The sequence below is a fragment of the Ureibacillus aquaedulcis genome (assembly GCF_030418165.1).
Taxonomy (GTDB): Bacteria; Bacillota; Bacilli; order Bacillales_A; family Planococcaceae; genus Ureibacillus; species Ureibacillus aquaedulcis.
In genome coordinates this window covers 96,232-119,662 of sequence record NZ_JAUHTQ010000006.1, presented here as the reverse complement: position 1 = coordinate 119,662, position 23,431 = coordinate 96,232, and the positions used below count along the sequence as shown (strand labels likewise).

At 38.7% G+C, this 23,431-nt stretch carries 25 protein-coding genes; 23 read left to right on the top strand and 2 right to left on the bottom strand.

The window, feature by feature from the left end:
• Positions 1-52 precede the first annotated feature (52 nt).
• From QYB95_RS10015 to QYB95_RS09920, 20 genes are all read left to right on the top strand, one after another.
• Positions 53-823: a heptaprenyl diphosphate synthase component 1 gene (locus QYB95_RS10015; protein ID WP_301138199.1), complete on the top strand. Its 771-nt coding sequence runs from the start codon at positions 53-55 to the stop codon at positions 821-823.
• 7 nt (positions 824-830) lie between these two features.
• Positions 831-1,535: a demethylmenaquinone methyltransferase gene (locus QYB95_RS10010; RefSeq protein ID WP_301138198.1), complete on the top strand. Its 705-nt coding sequence runs from the start codon at positions 831-833 to the stop codon at positions 1,533-1,535.
• An 18-nt stretch (positions 1,536-1,553) separates the two neighbouring features.
• Complete coding sequence (hepT, locus tag QYB95_RS10005) at positions 1,554-2,528, top strand: heptaprenyl diphosphate synthase component II (RefSeq protein WP_301138197.1); 975 nt, start codon at positions 1,554-1,556, stop codon at positions 2,526-2,528.
• A 110-nt stretch (positions 2,529-2,638) separates the two neighbouring features.
• Entirely contained in the window at positions 2,639-3,055 is a 417-nt protein-coding gene (gene ndk / locus QYB95_RS10000) for a nucleoside-diphosphate kinase (RefSeq protein WP_137728374.1), read from the top strand.
• A gap of 132 nt (positions 3,056-3,187) precedes the next feature.
• Positions 3,188-3,445, top strand: coding sequence for a PH domain-containing protein (locus tag QYB95_RS09995; RefSeq protein ID WP_301138196.1), 258 nt, complete (start codon positions 3,188-3,190; stop codon positions 3,443-3,445).
• 116 nt (positions 3,446-3,561) lie between these two features.
• Positions 3,562-4,332 carry a CheR family methyltransferase gene (locus QYB95_RS09990; protein WP_301138195.1) on the top strand — a complete coding sequence of 257 codons (771 nt, stop codon included), beginning with the start codon at positions 3,562-3,564 and terminating at the stop codon, positions 4,330-4,332.
• Positions 4,333-4,601: 269 nt separating this feature from the next.
• Entirely contained in the window at positions 4,602-5,783 is a 1,182-nt protein-coding gene (gene aroC / locus QYB95_RS09985) for a chorismate synthase (protein ID WP_301138194.1), read from the top strand.
• Positions 5,784-5,785: 2 nt separating this feature from the next.
• Positions 5,786-6,877, top strand: a complete 1,092-nt coding sequence (gene aroB / locus QYB95_RS09980) for a 3-dehydroquinate synthase (RefSeq protein WP_301138193.1) — start codon at positions 5,786-5,788, stop codon at positions 6,875-6,877.
• Positions 6,874-7,248, top strand: a complete 375-nt coding sequence (gene aroH / locus QYB95_RS09975; RefSeq protein WP_301138192.1) for a chorismate mutase — start codon at positions 6,874-6,876, stop codon at positions 7,246-7,248. The genes aroB and aroH overlap by 4 nt, the downstream gene beginning before the upstream one ends.
• Before the next feature lie 13 nt (positions 7,249-7,261).
• A complete protein-coding gene (gene hisC / locus QYB95_RS09970) occupies positions 7,262-8,362 on the top strand; it encodes a histidinol-phosphate transaminase (RefSeq protein ID WP_301138191.1) in 1,101 nt (366 codons plus the stop codon).
• Positions 8,359-9,456 (top strand): prephenate dehydrogenase, encoded by a 1,098-nt coding sequence (locus QYB95_RS09965; RefSeq protein WP_301138190.1) that lies wholly within the window; start codon positions 8,359-8,361, stop codon positions 9,454-9,456. Before hisC ends, QYB95_RS09965 begins: the two co-directional genes overlap by 4 nt.
• A 37-nt stretch (positions 9,457-9,493) precedes the next feature.
• Positions 9,494-10,789, top strand: a complete 1,296-nt coding sequence (gene aroA / locus QYB95_RS09960; RefSeq protein ID WP_301138189.1) for a 3-phosphoshikimate 1-carboxyvinyltransferase — start codon at positions 9,494-9,496, stop codon at positions 10,787-10,789.
• Between the two features lie 163 nt (positions 10,790-10,952).
• Positions 10,953-12,188 (top strand): tetratricopeptide repeat protein, encoded by a 1,236-nt coding sequence (locus tag QYB95_RS09955; RefSeq protein ID WP_301138290.1) that lies wholly within the window; start codon positions 10,953-10,955, stop codon positions 12,186-12,188.
• A 16-nt stretch (positions 12,189-12,204) separates the two neighbouring features.
• Positions 12,205-12,762 carry a ReoY family proteolytic degradation factor gene (locus tag QYB95_RS09950; protein ID WP_301138188.1) on the top strand — a complete coding sequence of 186 codons (558 nt, stop codon included), beginning with the start codon at positions 12,205-12,207 and terminating at the stop codon, positions 12,760-12,762.
• Positions 12,763-13,191: 429 nt separating this feature from the next.
• Positions 13,192-13,641, top strand: a complete 450-nt coding sequence (locus QYB95_RS09945) for a YpiF family protein (protein WP_301138187.1) — start codon at positions 13,192-13,194, stop codon at positions 13,639-13,641.
• 156 nt (positions 13,642-13,797) lie between these two features.
• Complete coding sequence (locus QYB95_RS09940; RefSeq protein WP_301138186.1) at positions 13,798-14,301, top strand: QcrA and Rieske domain-containing protein; 504 nt, start codon at positions 13,798-13,800, stop codon at positions 14,299-14,301.
• A gap of 21 nt (positions 14,302-14,322) precedes the next feature.
• Positions 14,323-14,997, top strand: coding sequence for a menaquinol-cytochrome c reductase cytochrome b subunit (qcrB, locus tag QYB95_RS09935; RefSeq protein ID WP_107937155.1), 675 nt, complete (start codon positions 14,323-14,325; stop codon positions 14,995-14,997).
• 53 nt (positions 14,998-15,050) lie between these two features.
• Positions 15,051-15,839, top strand: coding sequence for a menaquinol-cytochrome c reductase cytochrome b/c subunit (locus QYB95_RS09930; RefSeq protein WP_301138185.1), 789 nt, complete (start codon positions 15,051-15,053; stop codon positions 15,837-15,839).
• A gap of 127 nt (positions 15,840-15,966) precedes the next feature.
• The gene (gene lhaT / locus QYB95_RS09925) at positions 15,967-16,581 is read left to right on the top strand and encodes a lipoprotein heptaprenylglyceryl N-acetyltransferase LhaT (protein WP_301138184.1); all 615 of its coding nucleotides are present in this window, start codon (positions 15,967-15,969) and stop codon (positions 16,579-16,581) included.
• A 129-nt stretch (positions 16,582-16,710) separates the two neighbouring features.
• Positions 16,711-17,385 carry a zinc metallopeptidase gene (locus QYB95_RS09920; RefSeq protein WP_301138289.1) on the top strand — a complete coding sequence of 225 codons (675 nt, stop codon included), beginning with the start codon at positions 16,711-16,713 and terminating at the stop codon, positions 17,383-17,385.
• A 202-nt stretch (positions 17,386-17,587) separates the two neighbouring features.
• On the opposite strand, the gene QYB95_RS09915 is transcribed toward QYB95_RS09920, so the two are convergent.
• Complete coding sequence (locus QYB95_RS09915; protein ID WP_301138183.1) at positions 17,588-17,959, bottom strand: VOC family protein; 372 nt, start codon at positions 17,957-17,959, stop codon at positions 17,588-17,590.
• Between the two features lie 278 nt (positions 17,960-18,237).
• Between QYB95_RS09915 and QYB95_RS09910 the strand changes: the two genes are divergently transcribed.
• Positions 18,238-20,451: an outer membrane protein assembly factor BamB family protein gene (locus tag QYB95_RS09910; RefSeq protein WP_301138182.1), complete on the top strand. Its 2,214-nt coding sequence runs from the start codon at positions 18,238-18,240 to the stop codon at positions 20,449-20,451.
• Between the two features lie 156 nt (positions 20,452-20,607).
• Here the strand turns inward: QYB95_RS09910 and QYB95_RS09905 are convergent, their stop codons facing one another.
• Entirely contained in the window at positions 20,608-21,474 is an 867-nt protein-coding gene (locus QYB95_RS09905) for a YitT family protein (RefSeq protein ID WP_301138181.1), read from the bottom strand.
• A gap of 632 nt (positions 21,475-22,106) precedes the next feature.
• Between QYB95_RS09905 and dapB the strand changes: the two genes are divergently transcribed.
• Positions 22,107-22,904 carry a 4-hydroxy-tetrahydrodipicolinate reductase gene (gene dapB / locus QYB95_RS09900; protein ID WP_301138180.1) on the top strand — a complete coding sequence of 266 codons (798 nt, stop codon included), beginning with the start codon at positions 22,107-22,109 and terminating at the stop codon, positions 22,902-22,904.
• Positions 22,905-22,919: 15 nt separating this feature from the next.
• A complete protein-coding gene (gene mgsA, locus QYB95_RS09895; RefSeq protein WP_301138179.1) occupies positions 22,920-23,324 on the top strand; it encodes a methylglyoxal synthase in 405 nt (134 codons plus the stop codon).
• Positions 23,325-23,431: the final 107 nt, after the last annotated feature.

Sequence of the window (23,431 nt, the reverse complement as noted above, 5' to 3'; positions counted from 1 at the left end):
ACAATGCAATGGGAGCCACACATTGCACTTTAAGTAGAATGGAGTAATTTCTATGGATGCAACATACATTCAGCAATCAATAGAACAATTAAAAACAAATATTTTCATGCATGTTCGTCATAGAACTTTGATTCAATATACAGGATCACCAATGCTCGATGAAAATCAGTTGTTTTATTTGTTATTGCCATTTATAAATGGAGAAAAGTGGGATGAACAAATCCAAAAAAGTGCAATTACGGTAGGCATTGTACACGCTTCACTTAGTGAACACGATAAAATAAGTGAAAGCAATGCTACTAGCAAAGAACAGCAGCTGACAGTTCTTTCCGGTGATTATTATAGTGGGCGCTATTATGAAATATTGGCACATTCCGGCAATATCCCTTTAATTCGTCAGCTCTCCGAAGGAATTGTGAGCAGGTGTGAACAGCAAATCAAGTTATATGAATCATCGCAATACACAGTCAATGAGTGGTACCAAGTTATTTCTGTCATTCAAACAGAGTTAATCAAACGTTTTTATCAGGTATATCAATTTGAACAGTATAGTCCTTTCATGCATACGGGCCTACTATTGCTTCAATTGCAAAAGGAACTCCATCAACATCAATGTGGTACTGCTTCCAATCTATTTGTTAAAATGCAGGAAAGTGTTGCTGGGGGAGAAGGTTCAATTGAGTCAATCATTCAAAAAGAAATTGATTCGCTGAAAAATTTGCTTAACGAATATCTTGAGACGTCGGAGTTTTTAAAAGACGATTTAAAGTTATACATACAGCATCAAGTTGCGTTAAACGAGAAATTAACGCGAGAAAGGTAATGAAAAAATGGCTAAATCGAAAGAGCAGCACGTACATGAGGTTTTTGAGAGCATATCCGATAACTATGACAAAATGAATTCGGTTATCAGCTTTCAATTACATGTTAAGTGGCGTGAAGATACGATGAAACGAATGGCTGTTAAACCAGGTTCAAAATGCCTGGATGTTTGTTGTGGTACAGCCGACTGGACAGTGGCGCTTGCAAAGGCAACTGGGGAAACAGGTATTGTCAAAGGATTGGATTTCAGCAAGAATATGCTGAAAGTTGGAGAGAACAAGGTTAAACCTTACCCACAAGTTGAATTGATTCATGGCAATGCAATGGAGCTTCCATTTGAGGATCATACCTTCGATTATGTAACGATTGGATTTGGTCTGCGAAATGTTCCGGATTATATGCAAGTATTAAAAGAAATGAATAGAGTGTTAAAGCCGGGTGGGATGGCCGTTTGTCTTGAAACATCACAAACTGAAATCCCCGGGTATAGACAATTATTTAGGTTCTATTTCAAATACATCATGCCATTATTCGGTAGATTGTTTGCGAAAAGCTTCAAAGAATATTCTTGGTTACAGGAATCTGCAAACGATTTCCCGGGGATGAAAAAACTGGCGAAAATGTTCGAGGAAGCAGACTTTGAAAAAGTAACATATAAGGCGTATAGCGGTGGGGCTTCAGCTATGCATATGGGCTTTAAAAAAGAAAACTAGGGGGAGAAGGTTTCGCGCGTGGAAAAGATGAAGTTAACATTACTCTATTCGGATTTGAAATCGGATATAGACATCATCGAAAAGGAATTAGAAACTGCGTTAAACTCGTCTTCACACTTGATAAATGATGCCTCTCTCCATTTGTTGCAGGCTGGCGGTAAACGAATTCGCCCTGTTTTTGTTTTAATAAGTGCAAAATTTGGGCAGTATAATATTGATCAAATCAAAAATATTGCCGTACCGTTGGAGTTAATTCATATGGCATCACTTGTACATGATGATGTTATTGATGATTCAGATTTGAGAAGAGGCAGACATACAGTAAAAGCCCAATGGAACAATCGAGTTGCCATGTATACGGGTGATTTTATATTTGCAAGGGCTTTGGAGTATGTGACATCTATTGAAAACGTAAAAGTTCATCAAATTTTAGCAAAAACAATGGTTGAAATTTGTAACGGTGAAGTCATTCAAATTGAAGACAAGTTTCGAGGAGAACAAAACCTGAAAGATTATTTCCGCCGAATAAAGCGAAAAACAGCACTGCTTATCGAATCAAGCTGTGAACTAGGGGCTGTCGTTGGTGGACTTGATGATAAAAATGTAAGGCATTTAAAGCGATTTGGTTATTTTGTAGGGATGAGCTATCAAATTGTGGATGATATTCTGGATTTCACCGCAACTGATAAAGAGCTGGGAAAACCTGCAGGAAGCGATTTGCTTCAGGGCAATATCACTTTGCCTATTCTATTATTAAAGGATCATCCCACAATCCAGCGCTTTGTCGAGAAAGCATCCAAAAGTGATGTGTCGGAAGCGGATCGATTGGAAATGTTAAAGGTTGTACGCAATTCGGATGCAATCAAGCAGGCAATCAATTTGAGCAATCAATATTTAAGGAAAGCGTTGAAGGAAGTTGACGCTTTGCCGAACCATCCCATGAAGAAAAAACTAAGAGATGTTGCTTTATTTATTGGAAAACGTAAATTTTAAGTTAAATTAGCAAGATTTTATTAGTAAAAGTTGATGTGTTTCGCATCTTTTGGTAATATTTATCGGTAGGTGTAACGCCTTTAGACAAACTTAAGGAGTGTTTTATAATTATGGCAATCGAAAAAACTTTTTTAATGATTAAACCAGACGGAGTAAAACGTCAAGTAATTGGAGATATCGTAGACCGTTTTGAACGTCGCGGTTTCGAATTAAAAGGCGCTAAACTTATGGTAGCTTCTCGTGAAGTTGCTGAAGCTCACTACGCAGAGCATGCGGACAAACCATTCTTCGGTGAATTAGTTGATTTCATTACTTCTGGTCCAGTATTCGCTATGGTATGGGAAGGCGAAAGCGTAATTTCTTTAGCTCGTATCATGATGGGTGCTACAAAACCTTCTGATTCTCAACCAGGTACAATCCGCGGTGACTATGCTGTAACAATTTCTGAAAACGTTATCCACGGTTCAGATTCTGCTGAATCAGCAGAACGTGAAATCAGCTTATGGTTCGGTGGAGAACTAGCTTAATTCGCACCTGCGATTATATGAAATAAAAAGTAACTATTGCATCTGCAATAGTTATTTTTTTAGGCATAAACGGAACTTTTTGGAAACAATTTAGTGAAGTTTGGTATATAATCGATTTTGGAGGTGAGAGAATTGGAAGATTACGTAATTCTGGTATTAGGCATTGTATTGATTAGTGCAGCTATACCAATTACCGCAATAATGACAAGTCACTTAAGCAAGCAATCAAAATTGAAACTAGAAGTATTAAAGCAAGAAATCGAACTGGAAAAAGTGAGAAAAGAAGGATATATCATAGAAACCGAAAAGCTTCGACTAGAGATTGAACAAACGAGGCAACAATTAACCCTGGATCAGCCAGTACCATTAAAGCTAGAGGATAGATACTAAAAAATGCCCCTTTTTCACCCTCTTTCGCTATTTTAATTAGTCGAAATGATATATATTCCCGATTTTCTACATTTCCGATATAATGAAAATAGGATACTACGAGGGGAAAGATACAGATGTCAGACTATGAACAATTTATTGCTGGTATAAATAAGAAAACAGGTATAAATTTAGCTCTCTATAAAGAAGCTCAGATGAAAAGACGTTTAACCTCACTTTATGAAAAAAAGGGATATCGCAGTTTTGTCGAATTTCTACAGGCACTTGAAAGAGATCGTGACTTAATGAATGAATTTCTGGACAGGATGACGATTAATGTTTCGGAGTTTTACCGAAACGGAAAACGCTGGGAGATTTTGCAAAATAAAATATTCCCATTACTGCTTCAGTCCAATAAACGTTTGAAAATTTGGAGTGCTGCTTGTTCTACGGGAGAAGAGCCCTATACAATCTCCATGGTATTATCCCACCATCTACCGCTTTCCCAAGTCCAGGTAATAGCTACCGATCTTGATGAAAATGTTATCCAGAAAGCAAAGCTTGGCTTATACCCAGAACGTTCCCTTGCAGAGGTTCCCTACGATATAAAAACGAAATATTTTGTACAGGAAGGTTCTTTCTATAAAGTAAAAGATGAGATTAAAAGAACGGTCAATTACAAGAAGCATAACCTTCTAAATGATCAATATGAGTCAAATTATGATTTAATCGTTTGCCGAAATGTTATGATCTACTTTACAGAAGAAGCAAAGGACCAAATCTATCATAAATTTAGCAGGGCGTTGCGCCCCGGTGGGATTTTGTTTGTCGGCTCCACTGAACAAATCTTTAATCCTGCTCAGTACGGCTTTGAAATTGAAGATACATTTTTTTATCGAAAGAAATAAGAGGAAGAGCCAAAACTTTTATTTCATCATAATCCTTTTTTAACTTCGCTTTTCGGAATTGTACGAAAAGCGTATTTTACTATAAAAATGACCTTTTTTAAGGGAAGTATGAAAAGGATAAGGGAATTATAACGAAATTGATTTATAATGGAATATCTGAATATTCGGTACTATTTTGTGCATATTCAAAAATTAGCACTGTTTTTTGGAAGGTATTATGTTATATTTAAAAATACATACTTTAGCGAGTTGAAGGGAGAAAGTGTTTTATGCGATACCTTACAGCAGGAGAGTCTCACGGACCTCAGTTAACAACAATTATCGAGGGTCTGCCATCCCTATTACCAATATCTGCAGATACTATTAATTATGATTTGAAGCGACGTCAGGGTGGACATGGCCGTGGAAGACGAATGCAAATTGAAACAGATACCGTTGAAATTGTAGGTGGTGTTCGTCACGGGAAAACACTGGGTTCTCCAGTAGCGTTAGTAGTAAATAATGATGATTGGAAGCATTGGACGAAAATTATGGGAGCCGATCCGCTTCCCGAAGACGTAGATCCAAACGAAATCAAACGTCAAATCTCTCGTCCGCGTCCCGGACATGCGGATCTAGTAGGCGGCATGAAATACGGCCATAGAGATCTGCGTAACGTTTTGGAGCGTTCCAGTGCCCGTGAAACCACAGTCCGTGTAGCTGTGGGCTCTGTAGCGAAGGCGCTATTAAAAGAATTGGGGATATCCATCGTTGCACATGTAACGGAAATTGCCGGCATTAAAGCTGATACAACCAAAGTGGAAGGAAAATCTGCAAGCGAAATTCGTGAAATAGTCGAGCAGGATCCGTGTTATTGCGTTGATCCAGCTGCTTCGGGCCAAATGGTGCAAATGATTGATGATACGAAAAAAGCAGGGGATTCCATTGGTGGCGTTGTGGAAGTCATCGTTGAAGGGCTTCCAGCTGGAATTGGTTCCTATGTACATTACGACCGGAAATTAGACGGAAGGCTTGCACAAGCCATGTTATCCATCAATGCTTTCAAAGGGGTTGAATTTGGAATCGGCTTTGAAATGGCTCGTCGCAAAGGCTCGGAAGTTCACGATGAAATATTGTGGGATGAAGAAAATGGCTACACTCGCGCAACAAATCGTTTAGGTGGTTTAGAGGGTGGCATGTCAACTGGTATGCCAATTGTCGTCCGCGGGGTAATGAAGCCAATTCCAACTTTATATAAACCACTGCAAAGTGTTGATATTGAAACAAAGGAACCTTTTAAAGCTAGTGTTGAACGTTCGGATAGCTGTGCAGTACCGGCGGCATCCATCGTTGCAGAAAATGTGATAGCTTGGGAAGTAGCAAGTGTGCTTGTAGATCAATTCCATAGTGATCAATTGCCGCAGCTGAAAGCACAAATTGAAGAAATGAGAAAATACTCAAGGGAGTTTTAAAAATGAAAATTCCGGTGAACACAGCATCACACCAATATGAAGTTGTGATTGGGAACAACATTTTAACGGGTGCAATCGAAACTCTATATGAACAATTGCCAAAGATAGATAAAACCATCGTATTGACAGATAAAAACGTTTGGGAAGCGGGGGGGAACTATTTTTCCGCAAATTTCCCCTATCCCTTCGAGGTATTTGTGATGCCTCCTGGGGAAGAATGCAAGAGCTTTGAAAATTATAAAGAAGCCCATTCATTTTTAATTGAACACAAGTGCACGCGCAAATCTCTTTTAATGGCCTTTGGCGGTGGAGCGGTTGGTGATTTGGCGGGTTTTGTTGCAGCTACATATATGCGGGGAATTCCCTTTGTACAAATCCCTACGACAATCTTGGCGCATGATTCGGCGGTTGGGGGCAAAACAGCGATCAACCACCCACAAGGCAAGAATCTGATCGGTGCATTTTATCAACCCGAGGCCGTGGTTTATGATTTGGAATTTCTGAGTTCTTTAAGTGAACGTGAAATTCGGTCTGGTATGGCGGAAGTCATTAAGCACGCAATGATAGACAATGAGGAATGGCTGCAAGAATTATTGGGGATTGATTCGATTACGAACATTCCAAGCAGCAAACTTGCATCTTATTTAAAAGCTGGTATCGAAGTGAAAGCCAAGATTGTAGCTGAAGATGAAACAGAGCAATCGGTGCGGAAATATTTGAATTTTGGTCATACATATGGCCATGCCATTGAAGCCGCAGCAGGATATGGTGGATTAGCCCATGGAGAAGCCGTTGTCATAGGAATGGGTTATGCGCTGCTTTTAAGTGAGCGCTATGGCAAAGTATCACGTGAATTCACGAAGTCTTTTTTGCAATTTGCATACAATAATGGATACCCATTTGAAGCAGTTTCGACTTACTCTTTTGAAACGCTGGAATCGTTTTTAGTAAAGGATAAAAAAGTCGAATATGGCGATCTGAAATTTGTATTATTGGATACTATCGGTCATCCTTTTATGCAATCAATTGCACTACCGGAATGTAGAGAAGTAGATTCAGAGTATCGTGCTTTACTTATGGAGGTTTTTAAATGATTAGAGGAGTAAGAGGCGCAACGACAGTACCTGAGGATAAGCCTGAGCTTATTTATAATGAAACGGAAAGTTTGGTTAAAGAAATTGTACGTGCAAATGCTATAAAACCGGAAGATATCATCTCGGTCCTTATCTCGACAACTGCAGATATCACTTCTGGATTTCCGGCAAAAGCAGTTCGTTCCATCGAAGGCTGGGAATTTGTTCCGACAATGTGTACACATGAAATGAGTGTTCCAAATGCGCTTCCACTGTGTATTCGAGTTTTGCTTCATGTGAATACAGAGCTGCATCAAAAAGACGTACGGCATATTTATCTGAACAATGCGGTAAGTTTACGACCGGATTTAGTACAAGAAGCTAACAAGTAAGGAGACATTAACTATGAAATGGAAACAGCAAGTATATAATATGAAAGCATACCAACCGGGCAAACCGATTGAAGAAGTGAAAAAAGAATTTGGATTGGATGAAGTAGTCAAACTTGCCTCCAACGAAAATCCCTATGGGTTTTCACCCAAGGTTAAAGCGTTTTTGGAACATGATCATTCAAATCATGCGATTTATCCCGATGGATATGCACAGGATTTACGTACAGCTGTTGCCAATCATCTAAATGTCCAAGAAACGCAAGTGATTTTTGGTAATGGATCAGATGATTTAATTGCAATTATTACACGTGCATTGCTTTATCCAGGGGTTAATACAGTAATGGCTACTCCCTCCTTTTCACAATATCGCCATAATGCAGAAATTGAAGGTGCGGAAGTTAGGGAAATTCCAATGCAAAATGGAAAGCATGACCTTGTTGCGATGTTGGATGCGATTGATGAAAAGACATCTGTTGTATGGGTATGCAATCCGAATAACCCAACAGGAACGATTGTCAGTGATGATGAATTACAAAATTTCTTATCAAAAGTTCCTTCTGAAGTGCTAGTCGTGCTGGATGAAGCCTATTATGAATACGTGAACTCACCAGACCATAAAGAAACACGATCTTATATCGACAAATACCCTAATATAATTGTTCTGCGAACTTTTTCAAAAGCATACGGACTGGCATCGTTCCGAGTTGGTTATGGATTTGCCCAGGAGGAAGTCATCTCCAAATTGGACGCGGTGCGTGCTCCTTTCAATAACACAATCCTGAGTCAAAAGGTTGCAATCACAGCCTTGGATGATCAGACTTTTATCAACGAATGCAGGGAAAAAAATGAAGCCGGCAAAAAACAATATATTGAGTTTTGTGAAAAACATAATTTGAATTACTACCCAACGGAAACAAACTTTATTTTATTTGAAGTAAAAGCGGATAGTGATGTTGTATTTAAAGAGATGATGAAGCGCGGATTTATTATTCGGAGCGGAAATGCTTTAGGTATTCCTGGATTTATTCGTGTAACGATTGGGACTGAAGAACAAAATGGCAAGTTCTTATCTTTACTTGAAGAAGTACTTACAGAACAGGGAGTTTTTGCATGACACGGAACGTCTTTGTCATAGGATTAGGGTTGATAGGGGGCTCGATTGCACTTTCCTGTCAAAAAGCGCCGAACACGAAGGTGTTCGGCTTCGATTTATATGAAAAAACGAGGCAGCAAGCACTTGATTTAAATATTGTTCATGAAGTTGTGGATGATGTGATCCAAGCAGCAAGTATGGCTGATGTCATTATATTCGGTACACCGGTGAATGCAACACTTGATTGGCTGGAAAAAATGAAGGAATGGCCACTTAAGCAAAATGTAATCGTAACTGATACGGGAAGTACTAAAGGATTAATTATGGAGAAGGGTGCACAATTGCGAAAAAAGGGCATTACTTTTATTGGTGGACATCCAATGGCTGGTTCTCATAAAAGTGGTGTTCAAGCCGCAAAAACGTATCTTTTCGAGAACGCCTATTACATATTAACCCCTTTAGAAAACGAAAATGAACAACAGGTCAAAGAGCTTGAAGATTTACTGAAATTTACACTAGCCAAGATCGTGCGGCTCGATGCACATGAACACGATCATATGACAGCTGTTGTAAGCCATTTTCCCCATATTGTTGCAGCTTCATTAGTTCATCAGCTAGTTAGTGAACAGCAAAATTATCCAATGACAAGTATGCTTGCTGCAGGTGGTTTTCGGGATGTAACGAGAATCGCTTCTTCCAATCCCCTCATGTGGAAGGATATTGTACTCCAAAATCGAGATGAGTTGCTGAGTCAGTTAAACTCGTGGCAGGATGAAATGGAGCGGGTCAAATCCATTCTTCTAAGTCGCAATGAAGAGACGATTGAGGAATATTTTGCGAGTGCAAAAGATGTGCGTGATCGGTTACCGATCAATACGGGAGCATTCTATACTACGTATGATCTGTATGTTGATATTCCTGATTATCCTGGTGTAATTTCCGAGTTAACAGGCTATTTAGCAGAGGAACAGATAAGCATTACGAATATTCGTGTAGTAGAGGCGCGGGAAGATGTATTTGGTATTTTGGTTATTAGCTTTCAAAATGCGGAAGACCGTGATAAAGCACAAAAATGTATTAATAGCAGAACCAAGTATGAAATGTATATATCATAATTAAGTAATGTTTATTTTGAAAGAAAGGGGTATTTACATGTCTTCTACAACTAGTTTAGATTATAACAACGCTAGTCTAAATGGGACGATTACTGTTCCGGGCGACAAATCGATATCTCATCGTTCAGTCATGTTCGGATCGATTGCGCAAGGAAAAACAACGATTAGCGGATTTCTTCTGGGGGAGGATTGTCTAAGTACGATTGACTGTTTTCGTAAGCTTGGTGTTGATATCCAGGTTGAAGGGACAAATGTAACAATTCTGAGCCCTGGTATGGACAATTGGGAAGAACCAAAAGAAGTATTGTATACGGGTAATTCAGGTACTACGACAAGACTTATGTTGGGAATCTTATCGGGCACAACCCTGCATACCATAATGACAGGTGATGCATCTATCGGAAGACGTCCAATGCGTAGAGTGGCAGATCCACTTCGATTAATGGGAGCAAAAATTGCGGGAAGAGAGAATGGCCAATTTACCCCTTTAGCAGTTCAAGGGTCAAAGTTAAAAGCAATTGACTATACGATGCCTGTGGCGAGTGCCCAAGTGAAATCAGCCATATTGCTTGCAGGACTAAGGGCAGAAGGAACAACAATTGTCCGGGAAAAAGAGGTCTCACGCGATCACACAGAAAGAATGCTTAAACAATTTGGTGCAACAATCGAGGTTGCTGATGGTGTTGTAGCTTTCGAAGGGGGACAACAGCTTCAAGCTACCCATGTCAACGTTCCCGGTGATATCTCTTCAGCCGCTTTTTTCTTGGTAGCAGGAGCAATTGTTCCCGGTAGTGAGATTGTTATGGAAAATGTTGGTGTCAATCCAACCAGGGCCGGGATTCTTGAAGTACTAGAAAAAATGGGAGCAGATCTGTCGGTAGCATTAGCAGACGAAACTGCTGCCGAACCAACTGCAACACTGACAATTCGCACTTCCAACCTAAAAGCAACAATAATCGAAGGGGAGATCATCCCACGGTTAATCGATGAAATCCCTATCATCGCTCTTTTAGCGACTCAAGCAGAGGGGACTACGATCATCCGTGATGCGGAGGAATTAAAGGTTAAAGAAACAGACCGGATCACTGCTGTTGTTACAGAACTTCAAAAGCTGGGAGCCGATATTGAAGCGACCGAAGATGGGATGATTATTCATGGACCTACAAAACTCCATGGAGCGAGGTTAAAGTCATACGGAGATCATCGTATCGGAATGATGTCTGCAATCGCTGCCTTAATTTCAACTTCACTTATTGAAATAGATGATACGGAATGTATAGCTGTTTCATATCCAACGTTCTTTGAACATGTAGAAACACTTTTGAACAAATAATTTTTAAGATACCAACAGTAGAAGGGCAAAATAAAATAGTAGGACCTCCTGCGATTTCATGCGGGGCAGGTCCTTTTTCTTGTTTCAATTAAATAAGTGAAGTAGCATAGTATTGACTAAACATAAAAAAGGTGAGTAAAAGTTGACAAATACAGCGAACGAAATGATACAAGCCATTCAAAGTGGAGAATTACAACAAATTAATAATTTGTTAGAAACGATATTATTAAATGAGCAGCCGGATGTATTATATGAGATAGCCGATTTACTGATGCAATACGGCTTTTTAACTGAAGCAGATCGAATTTATGAACATTTGCAATTTTTATTTCCGGATGAGGCTCAAGTGGCCATTGATCGTGCATCAGTATTAATCGAATTAGGTGACGAAGATGAGGCTCTACAGTTACTGATGGGGATTGATTCAGAGGCGCCAGAGTATGCACAAAGCTTACTTTTATTAGCAGATTATTATCAAATGCAAGGATTATATGAAGTAGCTGAACTGCGTATTACCGAAGCTCTGGAATTATTGCCGAATGAACCATTATTGCAATTTGCAAAAGCTGAATTATTGTTTGAAACCGGCCGTTTTACGGAAGCAGCTCGTATTTATGAAGAATTGCATGCCAAAGCAAAAGAAATTGCTGGGGTGTTATTGGCTTCAAGATTGGCGGAAGTATATCGTGCAGGCGGTGGATATGAAACTGCCCTGGATTACTATATGGAAGCGTTAGAGGAATCAGTAACGCCTGATTTATTATTTGGTTCTGCCTACGCCGCTTTCCAAACTGAAAAATACGAATTGGCTACGAAACAGCTGGAGGATTTAAAAGAATTGGATCCTGACTATTTTAGTGCTTACTTATTATTGGCAGAGAGCTATGCCATGCTGGAAGATAATAAAAGAGCGCTAAAAACCATTGAAGAAGGCTTGCAGCGTGACGAGTACGAAAAGTCATTCTATTTATTTGCCGGTAAAATGGCTTTAAAAAACAATTTGCCGAATGAGGCGACTAATTACTTGCAACAGGCCATTGCCCTTGACCCGGAATATATGGAAGCCATTCTAGTCCTTATGTCAATCTATGCAAACCAAGAGCGCTTTGAAGAAATTATAGAATTATATGAAAATTTAAAAAATAATGATTTCGACTGGAGCGCTTTATATCCCTTTGTTGCGGATGCTTATGCCAAGAATGAGGACTATGAACGTGCATGCGAAATTTACAAGATAGCATATAATGATTTTAAAGACGAACCATCGTTTTTAGAAAAATATTGTTATTTCTTGATTGAAGAAGGAAAAAGAGAGGAAGCACGAAGTATCGTTAATCAATTAATTGCTTTGGAACCAACAGAGCAACAATGGTTAGATCTTCTCTACACTCTTGAATAAAAGGAGGGATAGCAAAGTGACTTCTTCCATTCCAATTATTGATAAAAAAACTTTTGTTCGTTGGTTTCTAAAAAATTATCAATTAAAAAGAAGAGAATGTGTTTGGATACTGAACTATTTATTGAGCAATGATAGCCTACTTGAAAATATTCACTTTGTAGAAGAAGCGCATTATTGTCCGCGAGCAATAGTAATGTCCTCTGTTGATTCGACTGGCGTACCATTTCGGTTTTATAAAGGAAACATTATGACAAGTGATGCCGAAAAATCTTTTCATGATTTAAGATTACACCCTAATGAAAGCATGTATATCCAATTAAACTTTCCTAATATACCTCCGAGTCAACAGTATTTAGCTGTATTAGAGGAAAACCCATTTATGCCCAAGTATTTGCATATTAGCGAAAAGGACCGGCTCATAGCTGAAGAAATGCTGAATAATAGTTTGTTGGCATTTCAAGAAGAAAAGTTGTTAAAAGAAATAGACGATGCTTTGGATAAAGGAGATAAAGAAAGATTCTATTCGCTATCCAACTTACTCCAGGCATTGAAGCAAACTACTAAAAATATGTAATCGTATCGTTGAAAGATAGAATTAGAGAATTATATAAATTCGAAAAGATACAGGGTGAAAGAAAATATCTCTTCAATTATGATAGGGGCACACAGAGTGTAGACAAAGTTGTTGATTGACTTTGTCTGCACGAATTTTTTTCATTTCCTGTCTAGTAGTGAATGTCATGAAAGCGCTTGCCATGCAATGTGGAAACTCATGCAAGAAGTTTGTGGAATAACTGACTTGCTAGAACGCATAAACGAGGCAATTGAAGGGGCGGCTGTTGCTGGATTCTTCTAATTCAGCCTTGAATTAGATAAATCTAAAGTGGCGTCGTTTTGACTTTCTTATAACTCTATAAATTACTAAGTAATATTTGATTAAAATTAAACTGTTATTTTTTTTTGTTTTTGGCAATAGTAAATATTGATATATGGAGGAGAAATCATGTTTTTTAATGTAAATGATGTAAAACAATTTCAATCACAAAAGGATTTTATTGATACGGCACTCGTACCGCTGCTTTCTTTGGAATTCGAAGATGAGAGAATAAAGCAAAGCAGCTCAGCAGCAGATTTCTTGATGTCCCTGACAGCATTTGTTGAACAGCAGTTCAAAGGCAGATTAATGCTTGTCCCTCCATTTTCTTATACTAAACAGACAAAAGCTGGATTACCTGTAATCTTACTAAAGGAAGAATTGCAAAATGCAGGTTTTAAGCACGTCATCTTTATTACAAACGATCACGCTTGGACAAGCGATAGCGAACAAGTTGATGTCATCTGGTTACCTTCCATTCCTTTGGAATCAATGGATAAAGGGGTTAGGAAAACAGTGTTGGAAGAGCAATTGAAACAGATAATTCCTATATTGACTTCCAAATGGTTCCAAAGCTAGAAAATTGTTTCATTAAATGTTCACAAACTTGTCGAAAGTATGGAAAGCCAATATTGACCAACCTATTTTATTGATATATCATAGATATGTCCTAGTAATTACTATTTGTAAAAGTATGTCCGTTGGACTGACCTTTTAGTTAGAGGGGGGAAAAGGATGAGTAACAATCGAGTTTCAAGACGTCAATTTCTTAACTACACTTTAACTGGTGTTGGTGGATTTATGGCGGCGGGTATTTTAATGCCAATGGTTCGCTTTGCAATTGATCCAGCTTTACAAACTAAAACTGATGGTGATTTTGTACAAACTAGCCAAAAAGTTGCAGATCTTACAGAGGAGCCTGTAAAAGTTGACTTTTCATATGAACAAGTTGATGCATGGTACACATCAGAAGTTACTGATACTGCTTGGGTTTATAAAAGTGGAGATTCTATCGTAGCACTATCGCCAGTTTGTAAACACTTAGGCTGTACTGTTAACTGGAATAGTGATACTGAGCACCCAAATCAATTCTTCTGTGCTTGTCACGGTGGACGTTATGAAAAAACTGGTAAAAACATTCCGGGTACACCACCACTTGGTCCATTAGATGCATACGAAGTATCAGAAAAAGATGGCTTTTTATTGCTTGGGAAAAAAATCGCAAATAATTTAGTTTAATTAGTAAGGGGGTAGACATCAGTGCTAAATAAAATTTATGATTGGGTCGATGAACGACTGGATATCACTCCAATCTGGCGTGATATTGCCGACCACGAAGTGCCTGAGCACGTTAACCCTGCACATCACTTCTCTGCATTTGTTTACTGTTTCGGTGGTTTAACATTCTTTATTACAGTTATCCAGATTTTATCGGGTATGTTCTTGACAATGTACTACGTGCCGGACGTGGAAAATGCATGGAAATCAGTTTATTACTTACAAAACGAAGTAGCTTTTGGTGAAATCGTACGTGGTATGCACCACTGGGGAGCTTCATTAGTTATCGTAATGATGTTCTTACATACACTTCGTGTGTTCTTCACAGGTTCTTATAAAAAACCTCGTGAGTTAAACTGGATTGTGGGAGTTTTAATTTTCTGTGTAATGTTAGGATTAGGATTCACAGGATACTTATTGCCTTGGGATATGAAAGCGCTATTCGCTACTAAAGTAGGTATTGAAATTGCTGCTTCCGTTCCATTTATTGGAGAACTTATTAAAGTTTTACTTGCTGGGGATGCTACAATAATTGGTGCTCAAACGTTAACACGTTTCTTCGCAATTCATGTATTCTTCTTACCTGCAGCATTATTCGCATTACTCGCAGCACACTTTATTATGATTCGTCGTCAAGGTATTTCTGGACCACTTTGATTCAATTTCAAAATTAATGAAATGGTCTATGATTTTCTAAAGGAGGGGACACTATGCATCGCGGAAAAGGGATGAAATTCGTAGGTGATTCACGCGTTAAAGCAAATAACCGTATGGTGAATATGCCTAAAGATTATTCCGAGTATCCAGGTAAAACAGAAGCTTTCTGGCCTGACTTCTTATTAAAAGAATGGATGGTTGGTGCAGTTTTCTTAATTGGATATTTATTATTAACTGTCGCACATCCTTCACCACTTGAAGGTCCGGCAGATCCAACTAATGCTTCATATATTCCATTACCAGACTGGTACTTCCTATTCTTGTACCAATTATTAAAATACACTTATGCATCAGGTCCATACAATGTAATCGGTGCGATTATTATGCCAGGTCTAACGATTGGTGCATTAATGTTAATGCCGTTCTTGGACAAAGGTCCTGAACGTCGTCCATCAAAACGTCCACTACCAACTGCATTTATGCTGTTAGCACTAGCTGCAATGATTTTCTTAACTTGGGAGTCAGTAGTTAACCATGACTGGGAAGCTGCAGCAAAGCAAGGTGAAATTAAAGAAGAAGTGGACATTGAAATTGACGAAACTGCAGAAGGTTTCTTAATTTTCTCTGGTGAACAAGGTAAATCTTGTATCGCATGTCACGGTGCTGATATGCAAGGTGGAGGAGCAGCTCCTGCTCTAGTAGGTAACGAATTAACAGCTGAAGAGGTTGCAGAAGTAATCAAAAATGGTCGTGGCGCAATGCCGGCAGGCCAATTTGCAGGTACTGATGAAGAACTTCAAGTATTAGCTGAATTCATCGCTAGTCTAAAAGCCGAAGAATAATATTTTTAAAAAAGAGAGTCGGGAAACTGGCTCTCTTCTCTTTTAGTTATTTCTATTTCATATGTTGAATTGTAAGAAAATATACATAATTTTTTAAAATTTAGAGGAATAATAAGGGGAATAGAAAATGAAGTCATTTTTAAGTCAATCATGGTTTTTATTAACACATCGTTCATTTTTGACGCTATTATTTTTGATCAACTTTCTTGGTACAATCTATGGTTATATTTGGTATGGTTCGCAATTATCCAGAACTGAACCTAAATTTCTAATATTTGTTCCAGATAGCCCAACAGCAAGTTTGTTTTTTTCGATTGCAGTACTTGGTTGGATATTTGGAAAACATTTTAAGCTAATTGAAGCGCTAGCCTTAATAACACTTGTCAAGTACGGGGTATGGGCTGTTGTTATGAATTTATTGACGTTGGCGGAGATTGGCTCAATTGGTCCAGCTGGTTGGATGCTTGTTTTCTCCCATGGATTAATGGCTGTTCAAGCGATACTTTACATGGCAAAATATCGTTTCAGCATGATTCATATTGCAATCGCGGCTATCTGGACATTGCATAATGATGTGATTGATTATGTATTTGGACAAATGCCTACCTATAGCGTTCTAAGCCAATATTCAAGCCAAATCGGTTATTTTACATTTTGGCTATCAATAGTTTGCATTGCAATTGCTTATTTTGTTTATACTAATAATCGTAATATGTATCAGGAACAGTTTAATCGAAAATAATATCTCTATTCTTTGGCTTATTCTTTTCTCACATCTAATGGGCGTGAATATTTGCATAACCAACAGTGAGCTATTAAAATTAGTAGTATAGTAATCTATTAGAAAGGAAGAGGTCAATTGACAGCAGGAATGTATATTGTTTACTTTCTAATTATCCTGATTTTGCCAATTTATGCACAGATGAAAGTAAGAAGTACTTACAAGAAATTTTCTCAAGTGCAATCTTCAAAAATGATGACTGGTGCTCAAGTAGCACGACAGATTTTAGATCACCATGGTTTATTTGATGTTCGAGTGGTACCGACACAAGGTGTTTTATCGGATCATTATAATCCAGCAACGAAAACAGTTGCTTTGTCAGAAAGTAACTACTATGAATCGTCAATTGCGGGCATTGCAGTTGCTGCACACGAGGTTGGTCACGCAATTCAGCATAAAGAAGCTTACTCGTTTTTAAATATACGTTCAAAATTAGCACCTGTAGCTAATATAACGTCGAATGCATCCTGGATATTTGTGATGATTGGTATTTTTGCGTCTAGTTCAGGTTTTCTATTATTAGGGATTGTCTTGCTTTTAGCAGGAGTTTTATTCCAGGTAGTAACTTTACCGGTCGAATTCGATGCTTCGAAACGTGCGATGAATGAAGTCGTGTCTTTAGGTATTATTCCAAATAATGAAGAGCGTGCTGCGAAAAAAGTACTAAATGCAGCAGCAATGACTTATGTTGCAGCAGCAGCAGTTGCAGTCTTGGAGTTATTACGATTAATCCTAATATACACGGGTATGAGATCTGATGACTAAAAAATGACTTAAAAAGATTTGTCCCAAAGGTATGGTCAGCATACCTTCGGGGCTTTTTTATTTTTATTTTAAGAAGGGGATTCCACTCAGTGGTGCGAGTTCTTTTTTGCATTAAAATATGGGAACAACTAATCTGGACGTTCCCGTACTTATCCCGTTAAGGCACCTGTTAATGAAGTAAGATAATTAATTTATAATAATCTTACCAGTGTACTTGAAGTTTATTACCACTCGGGTCAAAAAAATGGAAAAAGGCATGACCATTATCTTCTTTTATATCCTCGACTTTAACTTGATTATCGATTAAGTGTTGATGAAAATTTGATAATTCTGGACTTGTAAAGGCAATGCTAAATTCTTGTTCATTATTAATTGTAAAATGTGCAAATGTTTCATCTTCGGTAGGGACTAATATAAGTAAGAAAGGTCCTTCATTTACTTTTAAAATTGCAAGTTCTTCTGTATTGTTTAGCAATTGGAGCCCTAAAACATCTTGATACCATTGTACAGACAGTTCTAAATCTTTTACGGGAATTCTAATATAATGTACTTGTTCAATAAATGATTTACTCATAGCCTTCTCTCCTTTATTTCATCCTGTATTTCAAATAGTTCCCTTTCTATATCCCTTTTTCCTTCCCAATATTGATTTAACCTGACCTCCGTTATAGAACGAATGTTTGAGAAAAACAAATAACAACATTATTCTTTAACAAAGCCTTGCCTTAAAGGAAAAAATTTTTTCATTCAAATAATAACTAGTACGCTAGATTAATAGAATGTAGAGAAATATTCCTAAATTATGAAAGCGCCATCATGTGCTTTGCATAGCAAATATAAGGGGGGAGAGAAATGAAATTTAGTTTTTCCAAGGTGCTGTTGTTTAGTTTTGTTGGAATAATTGTTATCGCAGGTCTTGCTTTTTATGCAGGTGTATTAACAAAGAATAGTTTAGAAGATCTCAAACCTGAAGAAGATAGTGGTGAATTCATTATCGAAACAACAACAGAAGAAGCAGAAGAAAACAATGGTAAAAGTCCCAGTCAACCGGATATAAATGTGGACTATGCTAAAGAAGAATGGATAACCCACGGAGGCGACTACTACAATCGGCGCTTTTCAGAACTTGACCAGGTTAATCTCGAGACAATTAATGATTTAAAGCCAGAGTGGGTAACGAGTTTAGGTGCCAGTCTTGATATGAAGTTTTCCGGTGAAGCAACACCTATTGTCGTTGATGGCGTTATGTATATTGCCACTGCTGAAAATGATGTCTTGGCATTGGATGCAAAAACCGGGGAGAAGATTTGGGAGTATCGCCCTGAAATTGAGGAAAAGCTTGATACAGTTTGTTGTGGCTGGACGACTCGCGGTGTAGCGGTAGCGGATGGTAAGGTTTTTGCTGGGTTACTGGATGCTAGACTAATAGCTTTAGACCAACAAACAGGTGAGCTGCTGTGGGAAACCGAAGTAGCAGATTGGGAAGAAGGCTATACGATTACAAGTGCACCTCTTTACTATAACGGCAAGGTCTACACTGGGGTTGCTGGTGGGGAATACGGAATCCGCGGAAGGATTATGGCCTATGATGCAGAATTCGGTCACGAAGTATGGCGCTGGTATACAATTCCAACACCTTATGAAAAGAATGGGGACACATGGCCCGATGATGAAAATAAAAACTGGCTACATGGCGGTGCCCCGGTTTGGAACACGCCAGCAGTCGATCCAGAGCTTGGATATATCTATTTTGTAACAGGCAATACCGCCCCGGATTTGGATGGAAGCAAACGAGAAGGGGATAATCTTTATGCAAACTCCATTGTTGCTTTAAATGCTGAAACGGGTGACTATGTATGGCATTTCCAACAAGTACATCATGATATATGGGACTTGGATCCTACAAACCCAGTTATACTATTTGATGTAGAAATCAATGGAGAAACTAGAAAAGCACTTGGAGAAGCTGGTAAGACCGGGTGGATCTATTTCCTGGATCGCGAAACAGGGGAACCATTAATAGGTATTGAGGAAAAAGAGGTGCCTCAGCTTGCTGAACAGAAGACCTCTCCAACCCAGCCGTTCCCGGTGGGGGATTCCTTTGTTCCACAAGCAGTAACAGAAGAAGATGTAGCACGTGATTTAAGTGATGATTTTGAGGGAGAAATCGGTTCTATTTTTACACCTTTCTGGGATGAACCAATTACCTTAAAACCATCCGCTTTCGGAGGTGCTAACTGGCCACCGTCAGCCTACTCTCCTGAAACAGAATATTTCTATGTTTTAGGTACAGACGGATATATTGCACTGTCTCGCATGGATGAAGATATCTATGAAGAAGGCGGAATGTATATAGGCAGTATAATGGTTCCGGTTTCCGATGCCCCAACTCGCGGAACGGTTACGGCAATGGATGTAAAAACCAATACCATTGCATGGCAAGTTGTTTGGGATACTAATGCGTATTCAGGGATACTTGCAACAGCTGGGGATATAATCTTTGTCGGCCACAATGATGGACGTCTAATCGGTTTCAATGCAAAAACAGGGGAAGAAGTATGGAGCTACAAGATGGATGCAGGTGCGAACGCTCCATCTGTTACCTATGAGATTGATGGTGAACAATATCTGTCAATCTTTGCTGCAGGGAATTCTTTAGCCGGCTCTGTTCATGGAGATAAAGTATATACGTTCAAACTTAATGGCGGCTGGGATGGAACACCAATTGATGCTTCGGAAAAAAGCAATGGTGAAGCTAAGGACGACGTAGCTACTGATGAAGAACCAACAGAACCGGAAACAACTGGCGAGACAAGTGATTCTTATGAATTAGGCCTTTCCGTTTACGAAGGAAACTGCCTATCATGTCATGGAAATATGGGTGAAAACGGACATAATGGGCCAAATCTGCAACTAAGTGAATTGGCGGAAAACTATGAAGAAGTTGTTGATCGAATTAAAAATGGCGGCTCCACAATGCCCGCATTCGGAACAATTCTAACAGAGGAAGAAATAGATGAGGTTGCTCGCTATGTAAATGAAGTTTTGTCGAAGGCAGATGAATAATCACCTATTTTTAACAATTTTTAACACCCTAAAAAGTAAAATGCAATAAAAAATGAGCGCTTGGAATGTTGATAATCCAAGCGCTCCCATTTAATTATTTATAGATGAACCCTCTTAAGGTTAAGTGAATTATAGTTTCAGCCGAAAGATTCTTTGTTATTCATCAATTCTGAAACCCTCTCCAGTGACATCATTTACATCAATAATGGATACAAAAGCATTTGGGTCGATGGAGCGTATTATTGATTTGAGCCGTACTAATTCATTTCTTGCGACAATACAGTATAGTACATCCTTCGATTGCTTTGTATAGTGCCCATACCCATGGAAAATTGTAATCCCTCTTTCCATCTTTTCAGAAATTACATTCGCAATTTCATCAGGGTTATTTGAAATGATGAGTGCAGCTTTTGCAGTGTAGGCACCTTCCTGGACCATGTCAATCACTCTGGCCCCAACGTAAACGGCAACAAGAGTATACATCATCGACCGGGCATCCAAAAATGTCATCCAGGATGCCAAAATAACAAACGCATCAAATAAGAACATTGTTCGTCCCATACTCCAACCAATATGCTTGTTCGTCACACGTGCGATAATATCCACTCCGCCCGTAGTTCCTCCACATCTAAAAATTATACCCAATCCTACACCAACGAACACCCCTGCAAATAATGAAGCCAACAGCAAGTCATCATGTAGATCAAGGGTAAATTGATATACTTGGAAAATACGAAGAAAAATAGATACAGCTACTGTCCCAATAATCGTGTAAATAAATTCCTTGCGCCCAAATTGCTTCCAGCCCAGTATGAACATGGGGATATTGAGGATTAAATTCAATATGGCAGGATCCCAATGCAATGTGAAGTATAATATTAACGTGATTCCACTAAAGCCACCTTCACCCAGTTCATTCTGCATATTAAAATGCACAAAGCCAAAGCTATAAATGGCTGCCCCCAATAATATTCCAATAATATTTTTGATCTTTAAGCCTTTCAATAAAAAACCCCCATACATTCTCGCTTCCAGTTGCACGATTCCAATATTATTTTGTAGTTTGCCCCGATACCCCTATTTAAAAATAATGGGGTGGAGAAACCGGAAAATAGCTAATTTGTCCCATAATTAGCCTAATGTCAAAAATAATCCACAAAATGCAGTTTCACCTTACCCCACATTAACTTGCAGTACGGTAGGGACTACTGCAAGTAAAAGCCCGTTTAGGTCAACCAACAATTAGTGGACATAAACATTCCTCAAAAATGCAGTTACACCTTATTATGTTGTATTTTTCTTCTTTTGACAACATAGCCCTTTATTATATACGATGTTACTAAGTGCGTGGTATGATGACGAATAGATATTTACTCGCGCAACACAAGAGATAAGTACATAGTAAAAATCAAGAATTAGTTATGTCTTCCCATTTTAATGCTATTAGAAACAATCCTCGAACTATGTAAAATACCAAATTAAATAACCCAAATAGCAATCGTACTGAAGTAAAATCCAATAAACAATAAAGGGCCTTTTCTTCAATTTAGTATGTTATGAAGTTGTATCTGGTATCCAAGTAGAAGATACTTTTAATAGCAAAGACGAATTATCGTACAGGGGATTCCATTATGGATATGAAAGGATGAGCAATTATGACAATTCGAGTAGCAATAGCAGGAAGCAGAGGGAAAATGGGGTCAGAAGCAGTAAAGACTGTTTGTAACCGTGAAGAAATGGAACTTGTCGCGGCGTTGGATTACAAGCATGTAGGAGAAAGTTTGGCTGAACTTGAAATGTTTCCATCCAATCTGGATGTCCCTATCTATACGAATTTAACTCAACTAATTACCGAAACAAAACCTGATGTATTAATTGATCTGACAAATCCACACTCTGTATATGAGCATACGAAAGAAGCAATGCTGCACAATGTTCGAACGGTTGTTGGAACAACTGGATTTACCGACGATCAATTGGAAGAGTTGACGAATTTGGCAAAGGTTAACAAAGTGGGATGTATTATAGCCCCGAACTTTGCAATTGGTGCTGTCTTAATGATGAAATTTGCAAGAGAGGCTGCAAAATATATGCCCCATGTTGAAATCATCGAATTACATCATGATCGTAAATTGGATGCTCCTTCCGGTACAGGTAAAAAAACTGCTCAAATGATTGCAGAAGTGCGTGAAGCAACAAAACAGGGCCATGAATTCGAAGCCGAAACGATGCCGGGTGCAAGAGGGGCAGATTTTGAAGGCATGCGTATTCACTCGGTGCGTTTACCTGGTTTGGTAGCGCATCAAGAGGTTCTATTCGGCGGAGAAGGGCAAATGCTTACGATTCGACATGATTCCTATAATCGAGAATCCTTTATGGGTGGAGTAGTTTACTGTGTCGAAAAAGTTATGACACTGGAAGAATTAGTATACGGATTAGAAAATATCCTATAGGAATGGAGATTTAACATGAAAATCGCTCTAATTGCACATGATCGCAAAAAAGATAGTCTAGTTGAGTTTGCAATAGCATATAAAGAGATATTATCTGAGCATGAACTATTTGCAACGGGGACAACAGGGCAGCGAATACAAGATGAGGTTGGCTTGGAAATAACAAGATTTCGTTCAGGTCCATTAGGCGGCGACCAGCAAATTGGTTCCATGATCGCCAACAATGACATGGATATGGTCATCTTCTTCCGGGACCCGTTGACGGCCCAGCCACATGAACCTGATGTGACGGCACTTGTTCGACTATGCGATGTATACCACATTCCATTGGCAACGAATATGGGCACAGCAGAAATTCTGCTGAAAGGCCTGCAAGAAGGATTTGTTGATTGGAGATTAATCCAGGAAAGACGTAAATAATAGGAGCAGCAAATAAACTTTTGAATTATAAATAACTGTTAATCTAAATATAGGAACTTCTCACGGATGCTTGTTTGAATTCTGTTGAAAAATTGGGCATAAATGAA